17 protein-coding genes and 1 riboswitch are annotated in these 16,556 nt (G+C 69.9%); of the genes, 10 read left to right on the top strand and 7 right to left on the bottom strand.

Annotated elements, in window-relative coordinates; genetic code table 11:
• Positions 1 to 35: 35 nt before the first annotated feature.
• A complete protein-coding gene (locus CJ226_RS15690) occupies positions 36 to 1,505 on the top strand; it encodes an ATP-dependent RecD-like DNA helicase (RefSeq protein WP_102209775.1) in 1,470 nt (489 codons plus the stop codon).
• Between the two features lie 14 nt (positions 1,506 to 1,519).
• On the opposite strand, the gene CJ226_RS15685 is transcribed toward CJ226_RS15690, so the two are convergent.
• Together CJ226_RS15685 and CJ226_RS15680 are read right to left on the bottom strand one after the other, a co-directional pair.
• Positions 1,520 to 2,167 carry a heme oxygenase (biliverdin-producing) gene (locus tag CJ226_RS15685; RefSeq protein WP_025102725.1) on the bottom strand — a complete coding sequence of 216 codons (648 nt, stop codon included), beginning with the start codon at positions 2,165 to 2,167 and terminating at the stop codon, positions 1,520 to 1,522.
• A gap of 51 nt (positions 2,168 to 2,218) precedes the next feature.
• Positions 2,219 to 2,533, bottom strand: coding sequence for a DUF2470 domain-containing protein (locus tag CJ226_RS15680; protein ID WP_062637923.1), 315 nt, complete (start codon positions 2,531 to 2,533; stop codon positions 2,219 to 2,221).
• A gap of 85 nt (positions 2,534 to 2,618) precedes the next feature.
• Here CJ226_RS15680 and CJ226_RS15675 point away from each other — a divergent pair, with 85 nt between their 5' ends.
• Positions 2,619 to 3,896: a serine hydrolase gene (locus tag CJ226_RS15675; RefSeq protein WP_102209774.1), complete on the top strand. Its 1,278-nt coding sequence runs from the start codon at positions 2,619 to 2,621 to the stop codon at positions 3,894 to 3,896.
• 26 nt (positions 3,897 to 3,922) lie between these two features.
• Positions 3,923 to 4,939, top strand: coding sequence for a magnesium/cobalt transporter CorA (corA, locus tag CJ226_RS15670; RefSeq protein WP_102209773.1), 1,017 nt, complete (start codon positions 3,923 to 3,925; stop codon positions 4,937 to 4,939).
• 17 nt (positions 4,940 to 4,956) lie between these two features.
• On the opposite strand, the gene CJ226_RS15665 is transcribed toward corA, so the two are convergent.
• Both CJ226_RS15665 and CJ226_RS15660 read right to left on the bottom strand, forming a co-directional pair.
• Positions 4,957 to 5,166: a multidrug transporter gene (locus tag CJ226_RS15665; RefSeq protein WP_102209772.1), complete on the bottom strand. Its 210-nt coding sequence runs from the start codon at positions 5,164 to 5,166 to the stop codon at positions 4,957 to 4,959.
• A complete protein-coding gene (locus tag CJ226_RS15660) occupies positions 5,153 to 6,508 on the bottom strand; it encodes an APC family permease (RefSeq protein ID WP_102209771.1) in 1,356 nt (451 codons plus the stop codon). The genes CJ226_RS15665 and CJ226_RS15660 overlap by 14 nt, the downstream gene beginning before the upstream one ends.
• A gap of 171 nt (positions 6,509 to 6,679) precedes the next feature.
• Between CJ226_RS15660 and CJ226_RS15655 the strand changes: the two genes are divergently transcribed.
• Positions 6,680 to 7,333, top strand: a complete 654-nt coding sequence (locus CJ226_RS15655) for an MIP/aquaporin family protein (RefSeq protein WP_025102708.1) — start codon at positions 6,680 to 6,682, stop codon at positions 7,331 to 7,333.
• 56 nt (positions 7,334 to 7,389) lie between these two features.
• Here the strand turns inward: CJ226_RS15655 and CJ226_RS15650 are convergent, their stop codons facing one another.
• Positions 7,390 to 8,415, bottom strand: a complete 1,026-nt coding sequence (locus CJ226_RS15650; protein WP_180964623.1) for an FUSC family protein — start codon at positions 8,413 to 8,415, stop codon at positions 7,390 to 7,392.
• Positions 8,416 to 8,465: 50 nt separating this feature from the next.
• Here CJ226_RS15650 and CJ226_RS15645 point away from each other — a divergent pair, with 50 nt between their 5' ends.
• The 5 genes from CJ226_RS15645 to CJ226_RS15630 all read left to right on the top strand — a co-directional run bounded on the left by CJ226_RS15645 (position 8,466) and on the right by CJ226_RS15630 (position 11,672).
• On the top strand, positions 8,466 to 9,275 hold the full coding sequence (locus tag CJ226_RS15645; RefSeq protein ID WP_102209769.1) for a sugar nucleotide-binding protein: 810 nt from the start codon (positions 8,466 to 8,468) through the stop codon (positions 9,273 to 9,275).
• Positions 9,276 to 9,315: 40 nt separating this feature from the next.
• The gene (locus CJ226_RS15640) at positions 9,316 to 9,930 is read left to right on the top strand and encodes a DUF1684 domain-containing protein (RefSeq protein WP_102209768.1); all 615 of its coding nucleotides are present in this window, start codon (positions 9,316 to 9,318) and stop codon (positions 9,928 to 9,930) included.
• On the top strand, positions 9,927 to 10,499 hold the full coding sequence (locus tag CJ226_RS15635; RefSeq protein WP_102209767.1) for a dihydrofolate reductase family protein: 573 nt from the start codon (positions 9,927 to 9,929) through the stop codon (positions 10,497 to 10,499). Before CJ226_RS15640 ends, CJ226_RS15635 begins: the two co-directional genes overlap by 4 nt.
• 19 nt (positions 10,500 to 10,518) lie before the next feature.
• Positions 10,519 to 10,582: riboswitch (guanidine-III (ykkC-III) riboswitch) on the top strand.
• Between the two features lie 86 nt (positions 10,583 to 10,668).
• Complete coding sequence (locus tag CJ226_RS18180) at positions 10,669 to 10,827, top strand: hypothetical protein (protein ID WP_157524133.1); 159 nt, start codon at positions 10,669 to 10,671, stop codon at positions 10,825 to 10,827.
• A 14-nt stretch (positions 10,828 to 10,841) separates the two neighbouring features.
• A complete protein-coding gene (locus CJ226_RS15630; RefSeq protein ID WP_257996697.1) occupies positions 10,842 to 11,672 on the top strand; it encodes a F510_1955 family glycosylhydrolase in 831 nt (276 codons plus the stop codon).
• On the opposite strand, the gene CJ226_RS15625 is transcribed toward CJ226_RS15630, so the two are convergent.
• Both CJ226_RS15625 and CJ226_RS15620 read right to left on the bottom strand, forming a co-directional pair.
• Complete coding sequence (locus CJ226_RS15625) at positions 11,659 to 13,737, bottom strand: MMPL family transporter (RefSeq protein WP_219719976.1); 2,079 nt, start codon at positions 13,735 to 13,737, stop codon at positions 11,659 to 11,661. The genes CJ226_RS15630 and CJ226_RS15625 overlap by 14 nt on opposite strands.
• A gap of 177 nt (positions 13,738 to 13,914) precedes the next feature.
• Complete coding sequence (locus CJ226_RS15620; protein ID WP_102209764.1) at positions 13,915 to 15,084, bottom strand: ROK family protein; 1,170 nt, start codon at positions 15,082 to 15,084, stop codon at positions 13,915 to 13,917.
• 186 nt (positions 15,085 to 15,270) lie between these two features.
• On the opposite strand from CJ226_RS15620, the gene CJ226_RS15615 reads away from it, so the two are divergent.
• Positions 15,271 to 16,548 carry an extracellular solute-binding protein gene (locus CJ226_RS15615; protein WP_102209763.1) on the top strand — a complete coding sequence of 426 codons (1,278 nt, stop codon included), beginning with the start codon at positions 15,271 to 15,273 and terminating at the stop codon, positions 16,546 to 16,548.
• The last annotated feature ends 8 nt before the right edge of the window (positions 16,549 to 16,556 follow it).

Raw genomic sequence — 16,556 nt, 5'->3', positions numbered from 1 at the left:
CGTCCCGTGTCCGCCCCGCCAGCCCTGTGAGAACCGTGTCCCTTCCCGCCCTGTCCGAGGAGCAGCAGGAGCTGTTCCGGCTCATCGAGGACACCAGGGAGCACGTCTTCATCACGGGACGCGCGGGCACCGGCAAGTCCACGCTGCTGCAGCATTTCGCCTGGAACACGAAGAAGCAGATCGCGATCTGCGCCCCCACCGGCGTCGCGGCCCTGAACGTCGAGGGGCAGACGATCCACTCCCTGTTCCGGCTGCCGATCGGGCTCATCGGGGACGGGGACATCGATCAGAACGATGCGACCCGACGCATCCTCAACGCCATCGAGACCCTCGTCATCGATGAGATCTCCATGGTCAACGCCGACCTCATGGACGCCATCGACCGCTCCCTCCGGCAGGCCAGGGGCCGACGGGGCGAGCCCTTCGGCGGCGTGCAGATCGTCATGTTCGGCGACCCGTACCAGCTCGCCCCCGTCCCCCCGCGCGGGGACGAGGCGCGGTACGTGAAGGACCACTACCGGTCGTTCTGGTTCTTCGACGCGAAGGTGTGGGCGGGCCCTTCGACAGGCTCAGGGACCCACCCTTCGACGGGCCCTTCGACAGGCTCAGGGACCCACCCTTCGACAGGCCCTTCGACAGGCTCAGGGACCCAGGGGACCCAGGGGGCGCTGTTCGAGGTGGACACCAGGGCGGAGCTGCACGTGCGGGAGCTCGTGCAGATCCACCGCCAGTCGGACGACGGCTTCAAGTCCATGCTCAACGCGGTCCGCTACGGGCGGGTGACGGCGGAGATCGCCGGGATCCTCAACGCTCAGGGCGCGCGCACCCCTCCGGACCCTGAGCCGGGCGAGGTGCCGATGATCACCCTCGCCACCCGCAACGACATCGTGAACAGCATCAACAGCCGGCATCTGGCCGCGCTCCCCGGCAAGGAGCAGACCGCGCGGGCGGAGGTCAGCGGCGACTTCGGACGCGGAGAGGCCTCCCTCCCCGCCGAGTCCGAGCTCAAGCTCAAGGTGGGCGCGCAGGTGATGTTCCTGCGCAACGACACCGCGATGACCGGAGAGCCGCCCCGCTGGGTCAACGGCACGATCGGGACGGTGACCCGGATCCTCGGCGGGACCGTGCGCGTGGAGATCGACGGCGAGGAGGTCGACGTCGAGCCGGCCGTCTGGGAGCGGTTCCGGTACGCCTACGACCCGAACACGAAGAAGCTCTCCCGGGACGTCGTGGCCGAGTTCACCCAGTTCCCGCTGCGCCTGGCCTGGGCCGTGACGATCCACAAGTCGCAGGGCAAGACCTACGACCGGGCCGTGATCGACCTGGGCTCCGGGGCGTTCGCGCCGGGGCAGACCTACGTCGCCCTCAGCCGGCTCACGTCGCTGGAGGGCCTCTACCTCTCCCGACCCCTGCGGCCGAGCGACATCCGCGTGGACGAGGACGTGCGGCGGTTCATGCGCGATGCGTGGCTCGCCGCCTCGACGCCCGAGCTGCCGCGGACCTGACGGCGACCGCCGGGTCAGGCGGCGGCGCGGGCGCGGTCGAGGTCTTCGAACAGCTCGGTGTTGAAGCGGTACGCGAGGAGCACCTCGTCGATGACGCGCTCGCGCTCGGCCTCGTCCCACGGAGCGGCGTCGAGCTGCTCGCGATACACGTCTTTGAAGGCGGAGGGGTCGGCGATGTCGTCGAAGAGGTAGAAGCCGATGCCGTTCGTCTCGAAGCCGAAGCGCCGCGCCATCACCCGGCCGATGAAGATGCCGCCGGAGAGGTCGCCGAGGTAGCGGGTGTAGTGGTGCGCGACGAAACCGCCGGCCCACGTCGCGCCCACCTGTCGGATGCGCTCGACGTAGCGCTGCGTGGTGGGCAGCGGGGCGATCCGCTCGCGCCACTCGGGCCCGAGGAGGAAGGCGAGGTCGGCCTCGAGCGCGGGGAGGCGCGTGAGCTTGTCGCTCAGGAACACCGACGCCACCGGGTCCTGGCGCATGCGCTCGCCGGCTCCCTCGAGCGCGTCGTAGATGAAGTAGTGCTGTGCGACGAGCGCGATGTAGTCCTCGCGCGAGCCCTCTCCCTTGAGGAGGTCGGACATGAAGCCCGCCGTCTCGCTGCGGGAGTGGGAACCGGAGGAGCGCTCCCGGAGGGCGGCGGAGAAGGAGAGGATCTCGGGCATGGCTTCAGTGTAAGGGCAGCCTAACCTTGGAGGGAACCCCGCCGCCGGCGGTCAGTCGTGGGGTCGGGGCTCCACGCCGAGGCGGTCGCAGGCGTCGTCATACAGCGCCACGATCTCCCGGCGGACCTCCCGGCGCTCGGTGATGGGACCGCCCGGCCACGGCACCCGGAGCTCCGACGTCGCACCGCCACGCGAGACCTCCCACCGTCCGGCCTCCCCGTCGAAGCCCGTCATCACGGCGCCGTCGATGTCGTCCACGGGCGGTGCGGAGAAGGCGCGGGCGATGAGCAGGTTGTCGTCGGTGTGGTCGTCGTTCATGTGGCGGAGGACGGCGGCAATCACGTCGGCAGCGAAGTCATGGGGCACAGGGACACCCTACGACGGCTCGCGGGGCCGACTTTCAGCATCCGCGCTCTAGACTCAGGAGACACGTCTTCGGGGGTTCCCACACATGCAGCTTCTCTCGTCGCGCCGGTGGCGCGCCGCAGCGGCCACAGCGGCCGTCCTCGGTCTCGTCCTCACCGGATGCTCCTCCGAGGACACCTTCAGCTATACGCCGCCCGAGCAGGCCGAGGCGACCCTTCCTGACGAGACGGTCGCGGCGCTCCAGGGCGCCGTCGACAACGCGATCGCGGCCTCCGGAGCGAGCGGCGCGATCGTCGGCATCTGGGTGCCGTGGAGCGGGACCTGGGTCGCCGCCACGGGGACGCAGAGCAAGGCGGACGGCGGTGAGCTCTCCACAGACATGTCGTTCCGGATCGGCGACGTGACCCGTCTGATGACCTGCGACGTCCTGTACGCGCTCGTCGACGAGGGCACGGTGGAGCTCGATGCGACGGTGCCCGAATACGTCTCCGGCGTCGCCGACATGGAGGACGTCACACTCCTCGACCTCTGCAACGGGACCAGCGGCGCCGGCTCCTCGGAGGACACGGCGAAGGGCGCGTGGCAGAACACGCCGGAGCGCGTATGGGCGCCGCTCGAGCTCGCCGGCTACGGTCTCGGCCGCGACCGCCTCGCCCCGCACACCACCTTCCGTGACTCCGACGCCGGATACCTCCTGCTCGGGCTGGCTCTCGAGCGCGCGTCGGGGATGAGCGCGCGGCAGCTCATCGAGGAGTATGTCGCCGAGCCCCTCGAGCTCGCGGAGACCGCGCTCCCCACACCGGCCGCGGCGCCTCCCGCTGACGGCCCCGTGCTCGCCGGCCATTACATGAACCCCGTGGAGGGCGGCTTCGACTGTGCGGCTCCCGTCGACATCACGACGCTGTCCTCCAGCACCGGCTTCACCGACTCGGGTGTCGTCTCGACGATCACGGACCTCGGGCGGTACATCCAGGCGGAGGCGAGGCAAGCGCTCCGCACGAAGGACGAGCCGAACCGATTCGCCACGCCGCTCCCCGTCGAGGGGGCGCCGTCCTGGTATCAAGCCACGGGTGGGGCGTACCTCGCCGGTTCGATGATCGGACAGCACGGTTGGACTCCCGGTTACGCGACCGCGGCCTACTCCGACCCGACCACCGGCTTCGCCGTGGCCGTCGTGCTGAACGACTCGACGGCCGGTGCCCTGTTCGCCCAGCAGCTCTCCTGGGAGCTCGCGGCCATCGCCTCCAAGGCGCCGGCCGCCTCCGGGGCGACGGCACCGGAGTTCGGTCTCCCCTTCACCGCGGAGCAGTACCACGCGGCGACGGCGGAGGCCGCCCTTCCCTGCATTCCGCCGGCGGAGTGATCCCGGCCCGAGCGAGCGAGGTCCGGATGGCGATCGTCGACAACGCGATCTACGTGGATGGTGTCCGCGCGGAGAACCCACGCAGCCTCGATGAGACGTTCGAGCGGATCCGGGAACGGCGGGGCATGGGGTGGATCGGCCTCTACCGCCCGAGCGCGGAGGAGGTCCGTGCCGTCGCCGACGAGTTCGGCATCCACGAGCTCGTCGTCGAGGACGCCCTGTCCGGCCATCAGCGCGCCAAGCTGGAGCGGTACGGCGATGTGCTGTTCATGGTGCTGCGGCCCGCGCGTTACCTGGACGAGCGCGAGGAGGTCGAGTTCGGCGAGGTGCACGTGCTGGTCGGTCCTGATTTCGTCGTGACGATCCGTCATGCGGAGTCGCCCGACCTCGGTCGGGTGCGTCGCCGGCTCGAGGCCGACCCGGCGCTGCTCGCGCACGGTCCCGAGGCGGTGCTCTACGCGATCCTCGACGAGGTGGTCGACGAGTACTCCCCGGTCCTGGCCGGTCTCGAGAACGACATCGACGAGATCGAGGGTCAGCTCTTCGAGGAGGATGCCGACGCGACCCAGCGGATCTACGATCTCGGTCGCGAAGTGATCGACTTCCAGCGCGCGACCCAGCCGCTGGCCGGCATGCTGGAGGCGCTGCTGCGCGGCTCCGAGAAGTACCGCGTGAGCGAGGAGCTCCAGCGATATCTGCGCGACGTGCTCGACCACACCCTGCGCGTGAGCGACAAGGCGTCCACCTTCCGCTCCGTGCTCGACAACGCCCTCACGGTCGAGTCGACCATCGTCGCGCGGCGGCAGAACGACGAGATGCGCCGGATGACCGAGCTGAGCATCCGCCAGAACGACGAGGTGAAGAAGATCTCCGGCTGGGCGGCGATCCTCTTCGCCCCGACGCTGGTCGGCACGGTCTACGGCATGAACTTCGACCACATGCCCGAACTCCACTGGGCATTCGGGTACCCCATGGCGGTGCTGCTCATGGTCGCGATGGGGGTCGGGCTGTACGCGGCCTTCAAGCGCAAGGGCTGGCTGTAGGCCGGAACCGCCTTCGGTCAGTCCTCGCCGTCGGCTTCGGGCATTCCCGGCCCGGGCCCCGGACGCACCTCGGCGTCGTCCCGGATGTCGATGCGCGTATTGCCGTCGTGCTCCGAGATGTCCACGCGCGGCGCGGCGTCGGCCTCCGTGGCATCGGGTGCCGAGGTCAGCTGGTCGTGACGGTTCTCCTCGAACGTCTCGTCGGCGGTGTCGTCAGGCGTGCTCATGGCTCTCCTTCGTGTCGGCGGTCTTCGAGCGATTGCGGGTCCACCGGGCGACAGCGTAGAGCACGCCGCCGACGGCGAGCAGGATGGCGCCGAACAGCCACACCTGCGGGCGCTGCTGGGTGAGCAGCAGGATGCACGACGCGATGCCGAGCACCGGGACGAACGTCCACACGCGGAAGTGGTCGTGCTCGACCCTGTCGCGGCGCAGGACCAGCACCGAGATGTTCACGCTGAGGAACACGACGAGCAGCAGCAGCACGACGGTCTCGGCGAGCGTCGCGAGGTCTCCGACCAGTGTGAGGCCCATCGCCACGAGCGTCGTGGTGAGGATCGCGACCCACGGGGTCTTCCGCTTCGGCAGCACGCGCCCGAGCACCGACGGGAGGAGGTTCTGCTCGGCCATGCCGTAGGTGAGGCGGCTGACCATGATCATCGTCAGCAGGGCGCCGTTGGCGACGGCGATGAGCGCGATGAGGCTGAACAGCCAGGACGGGACGCTGACCCCGGTGGCCTCGACGACCGCGAGCAGCGGACCGCTGGACTCCTGCAGCTCGGATGCGGGCAGCGCGACGGCGCTGGCGATGCCGACGAGCACGTACACGACACCAGCGGTGAGGAGCGCGCCGAACAACGCGCGCGGGTACGTACGCCGGGGGTTCTTGACCTCTTCGATCATGTTGGCCGAGGTCTCGAAGCCGACGAACGAGTAGTAGGCGATCACGGCGCCGGAGAGCACGGCGAGGGCGACGTTCGCCCCCTCGGGCACCTGCGTCGCCCGGGACAGGTCGCCGCCTCCGCCGCCGACGAACACCGCGACGACGACGATCACGATCACGAGGCCGCTGAGCTCGATCGCCGTCATCACGAGGTTCGCGCCCATCGATTCGCGGATGCCGCGGGCGTTGAGCAGGCCGACGATCGCGAGGAAGACGATCGCGACCGGGGTCGTCGGCAGGTCGATGAAGGTGCTGAGGTAGTCGCCGGCGAAGGCGATGGCGAGACCGGCCGCGCTCGTCACGCCGGCCGCGAGCATGCTGAAGCCGACGAGGAAGGAGACCAGCGGGCTGCGGAAGGCCCGCTCGGCGAACACGGCGGCGCCGCCGGCGCGCGGGTACTTGGTGACGAGCTCGGCATACGACCCTGCGGTGAGCATGGCGAGGAGGAGCGCGAGGACGAGCGGTGCCCAGAGCAGCCCGCCCACGTCTTCCGAGAGCACGCCCATGAGCGCGTAGATCCCCGCCCCCAGCACGTCGCCGAGGATGAACGCGAACAGCAGGGGGCCGGTGATGGCGCGGCGCAGCCGGGTGGGGGTCTCGGCGCGCGGCTCGGTCTGGACGGTCATCCTTGCACGGTAGGGGCCGGAACTCCGGCGGGCGACGGGCTTGACAGTTCCGCCGCCAATGAGCCAGCGACAGCCGACCGCGCGCTATCCTCGGTGCCGCAAGGCGGGTCGTCGCCCGGGCCGTTCCGGGGAGACGGGGGGCCGCCTGCGATCCCACAGAAGGACACCATCATGACCGGTACACCTCGAAAGGCGCTCGCAGAAGCGGTCGCCACGTTCCTCTTCGTCCTCGCCATCATCGCCGCGGTGAACAGCGGAAGCCCGCTCACCCCGCTCGCGATCGGCTTCACGCTGATGGTGCTTGTGTACTCCACGGGCCACATCTCCGGCGCCCACCTCAACCCGGCGGTCTCGCTGGGTGTGTTCCTGCGCGGCGGGCTCAGCGTCGCCGACTTCGTCTCCTACCTCGTCGCGCAGTTCGCCGGCGGGGCGCTCGCCGCTCTCGTGGCCCTCGCCGTCTGGCCGGCGGGGGAGAAGGCGATGGTCATCGAGGTCGGTCCGGCGTTCCTCGTGGAGGCGCTGTTCACCCTGATCCTCGTCTGGGTCGTGCTGAACTCCGCCACCTCGAAGGACACGGCGGGCAACTCGTTCTACGGGCTCGCGATCGGTGCGACCGTCTTCGTCGGTGCGGCGACGGTCGGCTCCATCTCGGGTGGCGGATTCAACCCGGCGGTGGCCCTCGGCCTCTCGGTCAGCGGGCACTTCGCGTGGGGCTCGCTGTGGCTGTACATCGTGGCCCCCGCGGTCGGTGCCATCATCGCGGCCCTGCTGTTCCGGGTGCTCAACGCCGACGATGCGCGGAAGATCGCCGCGGACGCCGAGTAGGAGCACACCCTTCGGAGCGCCGCATCCCTCCCGGGGTGCGGCGCTTCGTCGTCTCGTCAGCGGCGTCGGCTCCGTCGGCGCAGCGCGGCGGACGTGACGGCCACCACCGTTCCGACCACGACGCCGATGATCGTCTCCAGCACGCGGTCGGTCAGCAGATCGGCGACAGGAGTCGGCGCGGCCAGGTGCACCATCATGAGCGCGAGCGGGGTGACGAACACCATCGCGATGCCGTAGTTGCGGCCGATGAACAGTTCGGCCGTCCCCTGCAGGATCACCACGATGGCGATCACGGCGAGCGGCGGCATGTCGAGGGCGAGGATCCCGGCGGCGACCAGCACGCCGAGCAGCGTGCCGACGAGGCGCTGGATGCCGCGGATCACGCGGGCGTTGAGCTGCGCGCCGCTGACCGCCGCGACCGCGCCGACCGCCGCCCAGTACCAGTGGGTGCCGCCGAGGAGCAGGCCGACCACGCCCGCTCCGACGATCGCGGCGGCGACCGAGGCGGCCATCTCGGCGGCGACCGGCCCGACGGCCGGGCGTGCCTTCGGTGCCGCCTCCGCCGTGGTCCGGGTGACGACGGCGACCAGGGCGGTGAGCGCGAGGCCGAAGAGCACGCTCGCGCCGCCGACGAGCAGGACGGCGCCGAAGGAGGCGCCGGTGGCGGGGATGGTCGCGCACGCCCCGGTCGCGAAGACCGTGAACAGCGGACCGGGCGGGTGCCACTGCAGGACGGAGGCGAGCAGCGTCACGGCCGACGCGACGAGGGCGACGACGACGATGCTCAGCACGGCGGGGGCGGCGAGGACCGACAGGGCCGTGCCGATCAGCATCGCGCCGAGCAGCACGCCGCCGGCGCTGGCCTGCATACGGATCCGGTCGCGGAAGACGTCGTGCCGGCCGTAGAGTGCGGCGAAGGCACCGAAGCTCGCATAGATGCTGAGGTCGAGCCGGCTGACGGCCCACAGCACGAGGAGCGGGACGGCGACACTGACGGCGGCGCGCAGGGCGACCCGGTGATCCCCGCGGTGCGGACCGACGCGGAGGACTCCCGTCCACACCCGTCCCTGCGATTCCGTCACCGATCAAGCCTACGTCCGTCGCCCGGCGACGATGTGCGAGGGTGGGAGGGATGACCACTCCGCCTCCGCCGCGCCGCACCCTCCTGGTCGGCTTCGGGAAGCTCGGCACCCGGCTCGCTCCGCTGCTCCTCGCGGACGGTGGTGAGGTCCTGGCTCTCCGCCGCAGTGACGGACCCGTGCCGGACGGGGTGACGGCGCTCGCGGCCGATCTGACCGTTCCGCTCACCGCGCCGCTGCCCGAGGTCGACGCGGTCGTGACGACCCTGCCACCGGGGCCCGACGTGTCGTCGTATCGCACGGCGCTCGCGCATCTCGCGGCGGCGTTGCCAGCCCGGCCGACGCGGACGGTCTTCGTCTCGTCCACCGGGGTGTTCGACGGCGCCGGGAGCTCCGAGCCCGTGACCGAGCGGGTCGAGGCGGCACCCACCACCGATCGGGGCCGCGGTCTGCGGGACGGCGAGAAGGCGGCCGTCGAGCTCTTCGACGCGGTGGTCGTGCGCCCCGCGGGCATCTACGGTCCCGGGCGCGAGTTCCTCCTCCGGAAGGTCAGGGAGGGGGCACCCGTCACGCATCGCCGCCGCACGAACCGGATCCACGAGACCGATCTCGTACGCATTCTCGACCTGCTGCTGCGGATGCCGGAGCCCCCGGCGCTCGTGCACGCCGTCGACCAGGCGCCCGCTCCGCTGGGAGACGTCGTGACCTTCCTCGCCGATCGCCTCGGCGTGCCCGTGCCCCCGGACGACGGCGGTGCGGCGACCGGCTTCGTCTACGACGGCTCGCTGGTGCATGCGGTCCTCGGCAGGCTCGACTACCCGACTTACGAGGACGGCTACGCGGAGATGATCGACCGGGGCTGAGGCCGTTCCGAGCGTCCGTCGTCCGGCGTACCGTGGGCGCATGACGAATGCGCAGACGGCCGTCGAGGTCGTCGACTGGCGGCGGCGGGTGTTCGCCCTGTACGAAGCGGTGCGACGGGCCGACTCCCCGGAGGAGGCGCACGAGCTGTGGCGGATCGAGCGCGACGAACTGCTGCTGCGGCACCCGGCGACGCCCCTCCTCCCGCAGGACAGGGCGCTGTTCGAGGGGCTGCCGATCGCCTCGTACGACCCCGCCTGGCGGTTCGAGCTCCCGATCCTCGACACCGATCCGGCCACGTTCGAGTTCGCGACGGGGACGGACGGCATCGTGCCGTTCGAGCGCGTCGGCGTCGTGGAGATCCCTGACGTCGGGTCTCTCGACGTGTGGCGGCTTGCCTCGTACGGCGGCGGCCTGTTCGTGCCGGTGCGCGATGACTCCGCCGGGCAGAGCGGGGGGACATACGGCGGCGGGCGGTACCTCATCGACACGATCAAGGGTGCCGACCTCGGGGCCGACCCGCGCCGCGGCACGCTCGTGCTCGACTTCAACTTCGCGTACAACCCGTCCTGCGCCTACGACCCGGCGTGGGCGTGCCCGCTGGCGCCACCCGGCAACGTGCTGACGGTGCCGATCCCGGTCGGAGAGCTCCGATGAGACCGCTGCGGTACGCGATCAACGTGACGCTCGACGGCTGCTGCCATCACGAAGCGGGACTCCCGCCCGACGAGGAGTCGATGCGCTTCTGGACCGCGGAGCTGCAGCGCGCCGACGCTCTGCTCTACGGTCGGGTGACGTACGACATGATGCGGGCCGCGTGGCGGCGTCCGGACTCCGGGGTCTGGCCGGACTGGATGGAGGAGTGGGAGACGCCCTTCGCCGAGACCATCGATCGTCTGCCGAAGTACGTGGTGTCGGCGACGCTCGATGCCGTCGACTGGAACGCGGACCTCGTGCGCGGCGACCTCGCCGAGGCCGTGCGGCGGCTGAAGGATCAGCCGGGGGAGGGTCTGTCGGTCGGCGGTGTGGCGCTGCCCGCGGCGCTCGCGGACCTCGGGCTGATCGACGAGTACCTGTTCGTGGTCCATCCGGTCGTCGCGGGGCATGGCCCCCGATTGCTCGACGGCGTGCACGAGCGTCTTCGGCTCGAACTCGTGGAGCGGCGGGAGTTCCGTTCCGGTGCCGTCGCGCAGCGGTATCGGCCGGCCGAAGTGCTCCCTGCATAGGGTGCCCTGGTACGGTGTGCGCAAGCCCGCAATCGGGCCTGCGGACGAGGGCGCAGTACCCGCTGAGCGACAAGACTGACCAAGAAGGGTCGTCGGGTGTCTCAGCGCGGAAACCGTGCGGTCGAGGTCCTTCTTGTGCGCCCTCCGCGCGAGCAGAGAAGGACAGCACATGAACATCCGTCTGGGACGCGGCCCCGAGCCGCTCGTCGATGAGGCCACGATCCATGCGATGGAAGTGGTCTTCACCAGCCTGATCGTGGCCGCCGGGGTCGCGATCTCCTTCGTCGCCGTGGTCGTGCTCCGCGGCCTCTACCGGGGACAGCGATGAAGCGCGGAGCGCGCGTGTCGACGGCCGGCGCCCTCGGGGGGATGCTCGTGCTCCTGACGGGGTGTGCGGCGGCGGAGGCGCCGGAGTCCGGCCCACCGGTGATCGAGCACGTCCACGCCGTGGCCGAGGCGCCCACGGATGACGCGCTGCTCATCGCCACGCACAACGGTGTCTTCACCGTGGACGCGGACGGTGCCCTTGCGGGACCCGTCGGCGGCCATGACTTCGACGCGATGGGCTTCACGGTCGCAGGGCGGACCCTCTTCGCCTCCGGACACCCTGGGCCATCCACATCGCCGGACCTCGGTGAGGGGAACCTCGGCATCATCCGCAGCGACGACGGGGGCCAGACGTGGGCTCCGGTCGCCTTCACCGGGGTCGAGGACTTCCACGTGCTGACGGCTGGTCCGGACGGCACCCTCTATGGCATCGGGTCGAGCGGGCCGGAGCTGCTGACGAGCGTCGATGAGGGCGTCACCTGGAGCAGGGGGCCGCAGTTGGAGGCGGTCGACCTCGCGGTGACGGATGCCGGGATCCACGCGGCGACCGAGTCGGGGCTCCTGCACAGCAGCGACGGGCGAGCGGGTTTCGAAGCACTCGCTGGGGCGCCGGTGCTGTACTCCGTCGACGCGCGGGCGGACGGGCGTCTCGTCGGCGTCGATGTGGAGGGTGTTCTGTGGGCGACGGACGCTGACGGGGCCTGGACGACGGTGGGGGTCGCCGAGGGTCCTGTACAGGCGCTGAGCGCGGTCGGCGCGGAGCGGATCGTGATCGTCGACGAGCGCGGCGTGGTGGACATCGCGCCGGACGGGGAGACCGTGCTCGTGCCGCTCATCCGCGAGTGAGGTCGGGGGCGGCCCGCCGGGAGGCCGGTCGCCCCGGCCACCAGATGCGGTCGCCGACGAGAGCGAACAGCGCCGGGACGATCACCGTCCTGACCACCAGCGTGTCGACGATCACGCCGACCCCGACGATCAGCCCGAGCTGCCCGAGGGTGACCAGCGGCAGGACGCCGAGCGCCGCGAACACGGCGGCGAGGACGATCCCGGCGCTCGTGATGACGCCGCCGGTGTGGGCGACCGCTTCCACCATGCCGTCCCGGGTACCCCGCAGCGCCGCTTCGTTCCGAGCGCGGTGGACGAGGAAGATCGTGTAGTCGATGCCGAGGGCGACCAGGAACAGGAAGGCCAGCAGCGGTACCGGGAGATCGAGCGCGTGCTGCCCGAACAGCACGCGACTGAGCCAGGCCCCGGCGCCGATGGCGGCCACGGCGCTCGCCACGTTGACGGCGAGCAGCAGCAGCGGCGCGACCAGCGACCGCAGCAGGAACGCCAGCACCAGGAAGCTCACCGCCAGCACCAGCGGCACCACGACGCCGAGGTCCGCCAGGTTCCCGGCACGGGCGTCGAGGTCCGTCGCCACCGCGCCGCCGACGATCGCCCGCGCCCCCGGCACATCGTGCACGGCGTCCCGGAGATCCGTGATCTGGGCCAGGCTTTCGTCGGTGCTGGGCGCATACTCGCTGGTCACCAGGATCTTCGTGAGCATCTCGTCGTCCGTCGTCCCGACAGGAGTGGCGCGGACGACGCCGTCCACCTCGCGCGCCGCGGTGAGCACGGCTTCGACTTCGCCGCTGTCCGTGACGATGAGGATCGGCTGCGCCTCGCCCGCCGGGAAGTGCTTCGAGAGCACCTCGAGACCCGTCGCGGACGCGGACGGGGCCCGGAACTTGTCGACCTGGTCGAGCCCGACGGTCGTCCCGACGAGGCCGACCGTCATCACGGCCAGCAGGGCTGCACCCCCGAGGAGGCTCACGACCGGCCGGCTCACGACGCGCGTCGCGATCGTCCGCCACACTCCACCGCGCCGTTCGGCAGCTCTGGGACGAGGGACGAGCGGCCAGAACACCGTCCGTCCGCACACCGCCAGCAGGGGAGGCAGCAGGAAGAGAACGGATGCGAGGGCGACCAGCAGGCCGATGGCGGACGAGACGCCGAGTCCGTGCGTGCCGGGGATCACCGCGAGGGCGAGTGTCAGGAGGGCGAGGACGACCGTGAGGTTCGAGGCGAGGATCGCCGGAGCGGTCCGGCGCCAGGCCGTGCTGAGCGCGCGGCGGTGGTCCGTCGTGGTGGTGAGCTCCTCCCGATATCTCGAGATCAGGAGCAGGGCGTAGTTGGTCCCGGCGCCGAAGACGAGGACGCTGATGATCCCGGCGTCGAACTGCAGGTCCCACGCGGAACCGGCAGCCGCCGTCAGTCGTCCGGCGAGGCCGTCGGCCAGACCGACGGCGGCGAGCGGCAGCAGCCACAGCACCGGCGACCGGTACGTGACGATGAGAAGTACCGCCACGATCAGGACGGTCACGAGGAGCAGCGTGAAGTCGGCGCCTTCGAAGGCGGCGGCGATATCGGCGCCGAAGGCCGGTCCGCCGGTCACGAGCAGGGTCATCCCATCCGGTGCGTGCTCGTCGATGTCGGCGCGGAGCGCCGCGATCACCGCGGCGGTATCGGTGCTCGTCTGGCCGACCGCGATCGGCGTCACCAGAACCGCGGCCTTCTCGTCCTCGCTCACGAGAGGCCCGGTCGGATCCGCGTCCGCGTGCGCGCCGAGCACCGGGAGGAGGCCTTCGAGCACGTCGACGTCGGGTGCCGAGAGCGTCGCGCCGTCGTCGCGCGACGCGACCACGATCACGGACTGCCGATCCGCGTTCGGGAACTCGGCCAGCAGGGCGCTCGTGCGCGCCGACTCCGACCCCGCGGGGGCCTGCTCGGTGCCGGCGGGTGCCTTCGCCGACCCGAACAGGCCGAAGAGAGTCATCATGATCAGGAGGACCACGCCGAGCGTGATCCATGCGCCGCCACGGGAGGTCATCCACTCGGGAAAGCGCCGAAGAGCGCGAGAATCTGCCATACCCGTCACTCCACCAGGAGCGTCGTACGGCGACATCGTCACGACGATGGAGGGAAGTCTCCCTCTTTCGATGGATGCCGGTCGGGCGGCGATGCTGCCTGTGCGCGCTCGTCCCCGTGGCGTCGATGACGAGTGTCGGCGTCATCGCGGCCGGCGCTGAACGCTTGCTTCAGGGTGTCATCTGGCGTCTGCGGTGAGACCGGTGACGGCAACCACGACGTCCTCGATGCGTCGCAGGGACGCGATTCCCGCCAGAGCGGTCGTTGCGAGGACGTCTTCTTCTTGTGCGGCGAGAACGGTGACGTTACGGGAGACAAGGGGGAGCGCCGACGCACGCAGAGCGGCCGCGGTGTCATCGATGAACGCAGGGAGGCATCTGACGAGCTCACCGTTCATGACGATGACTTCCGGATCCACGAGGTGACAGGTGTTGACGAGAACCCGTCCCAGGACCTCGGCGGCGCGCCGAGCGAGGGCGAGGGCGGACTCGTCGCCCCGGGTGACGAGTTCGCAGTACCGGCCCCAGTCGACGGCGGAGCCCGTGCTCGTCTGGTAGTCGCGGAGGAGGGCAGGGACGGATACATACTGCATGAGGCAGCCGGCGTTCCCGCAGGTGCATAGCGGGCCGTTCCAGTCGTAGATGGTGTGTCCGAGTTCCCCGGAGCCTCCGCGGGCGCCCGTGCGAATCAGTCCATCGACCACGTGCCCGGAGGTCACGCCGAAGCTGACGTCGACGTAGAGGACGTCCCGATGGTTGGCCCCCGCGCCCCACAGTGATTCCGCGAGACCTTCGAGGCGTGCGGTGTTCTGCAGATGCACGCTCACCCCGAACCGCGTCTCGAGGTACAGCTTCGGATTGACGCCGTACCAGCGGCTCGATGCGCGCTGAGCGTAGACCAGCCCCGTCTGCGTGTCGATCTGCGTGTCGACGGCGAGATGAATGGCCCGCAGAAGTGTGCGCGGGTGTCCGACCTCTTCGAACAGGCGGTCGATGAGGTCAGCGCCGGCGTGCAGCCGCTGCTCGGCGGACGCAGACGTATTCGTCCGGAGTGTGTGGGAAATTACCACTCTTCCATCCACGCGCGACAACGTCACCGTGCACGAGTCGACGAGGAACACCATGGACACGAGGACACCCAGCCGAACGGACGTGCCGATATGCGTCTTGAGGGCCCCCGGCTCGTGCCCCGGTTCCTCGATCCACCCCTCCTCCAGCAACGAGTTGGTGAGGTTGGAGACGGTGGCTCGCGAGACATCCAGGACGCGAGCGAGGTCCGCCCGATAGGCGGGGCCATCGACCATCAGAGATCGAAGCAGGCGCTGCGCGTTGGGTGTGACGCTCGTCATCGGGCTCCCTTCAGCCGGGCTCCAGCCTACCGTGCTCGACGTGGGCCCCCTCGACGATTTTGTTAAATTTATTGACACTTTCGAACGTGCCCGTCATGCTGATTCGAGCTCACACACTCAACGTCGAGATCAACCATCGCCCGTCGCCGCCGTGAGCAGAGCGGGGCAGATTCCATCGGAGGGATCATGAAGGCACGCAGCGTGCTGGCTGGCATCGCCAGTGCATCCGTACTTCTCACCTTGGCCGCTTGCAGCAACGACGCGGGCACAGGCGCAGGCGACAGCGGGGACGAGACCGGGACGGTGAGGCTCTGGGTGATGGAGGGCTCGCTCTCGGATGAGAGTCGGCAGTACCTCGAGGAGCAGTTCGCCGAGGAGAACCCCGGAAGCGAACTCAAGGTCGAGGTGCAGCAATGGGACGGCATCGTCTCGAAGCTCCAGACGTCCCTTGCGTCGAAGAACGAGAGCCCCGATCTCGTGGAGATCGGAAACACTCAGACCTCGACGTTCACGTCAGTCGGAGCGTTCGCCGACGTCACCGACCTCAAGGACGAGCTCGGCGGCGATGACCTCATTCCGTCGTTCGTGGACGCGTCCACCATCGACGGCAAGATCTACGCATACCCGCTCTACGCCGGCGCGCGGGGTGTGTTCTATCGCACGGACCTGTTCGAGCAGGCCGGGATCAGCGTCCCGACGACCATCGAAGAATTCAGTGAAGCGGCGATCGCGCTGCAGGCGGCGAACCCCGAAGGCACCCCGAACTTCTCGGGCATGTACGTCGCGGCTGTGGACCCGCACGGGGTCGAGTCGTACCTCTTCCCGCAGGGTTTCGAGTACGCCGAGCAGGACGGCGATGAGTGGGTGGGAGCGGCCTCCACCGATGAGTCCCTCGCGGCTCTCACCGCACTGCAAGACCTGTTCCAGAACGGCACGACCTTCGCCCTGGATTCGCAGGCCGGGCAGAAGTCGTTCGAGCGGTACTTCAACGAGGGGTCCACGGGCATCCTCATCGGTACCGGGAACATCGGAACGAAGATCGATCAGGCGCTGTGGGACGCCGGCAAGGTCGGTGTCTTCGCGATCCCCTCTGACGAACCGGGCGTCCCCGGTGCGACCTTCGCCGGAGGGTCGAACATTGCGATGGCGACGAACTCTCCGCAGCCGGAGCTGGCGACGAAGGCCCTCGAGCTGATCTTCAGCGAGGACTTCCAGACCCGGCTCGCTGAGGAGGGCTGGGTTCCCGGCAACACGGCGTACAGCGATGCGGTTGCCGGTCCTTTCGGCGAGATCGCCGGTGAGATCATCACGAACTCGAAGCTGACTCCGAACAGCCCGGAATGGGGCGTGGCCTTCGGATCCACGCAGCTGAACGAGTTCTTCACCCGCATCGCCAAGGGGGAAGACGTCGCCGCCGTCGCCGCATCCTTCGACGAGCAGGTCGACACCTCGCTGAACAAGTAAGACGGATC

Source organism: Microbacterium sp. UMB0228 (assembly GCF_002871415.1).
Taxonomy (GTDB): Bacteria; Actinomycetota; Actinomycetes; order Actinomycetales; family Microbacteriaceae; genus Microbacterium.
The sequence above is the reverse complement of the archived record's forward strand: the minus strand, read 5'-3'. Positions and strand labels throughout refer to the sequence as shown.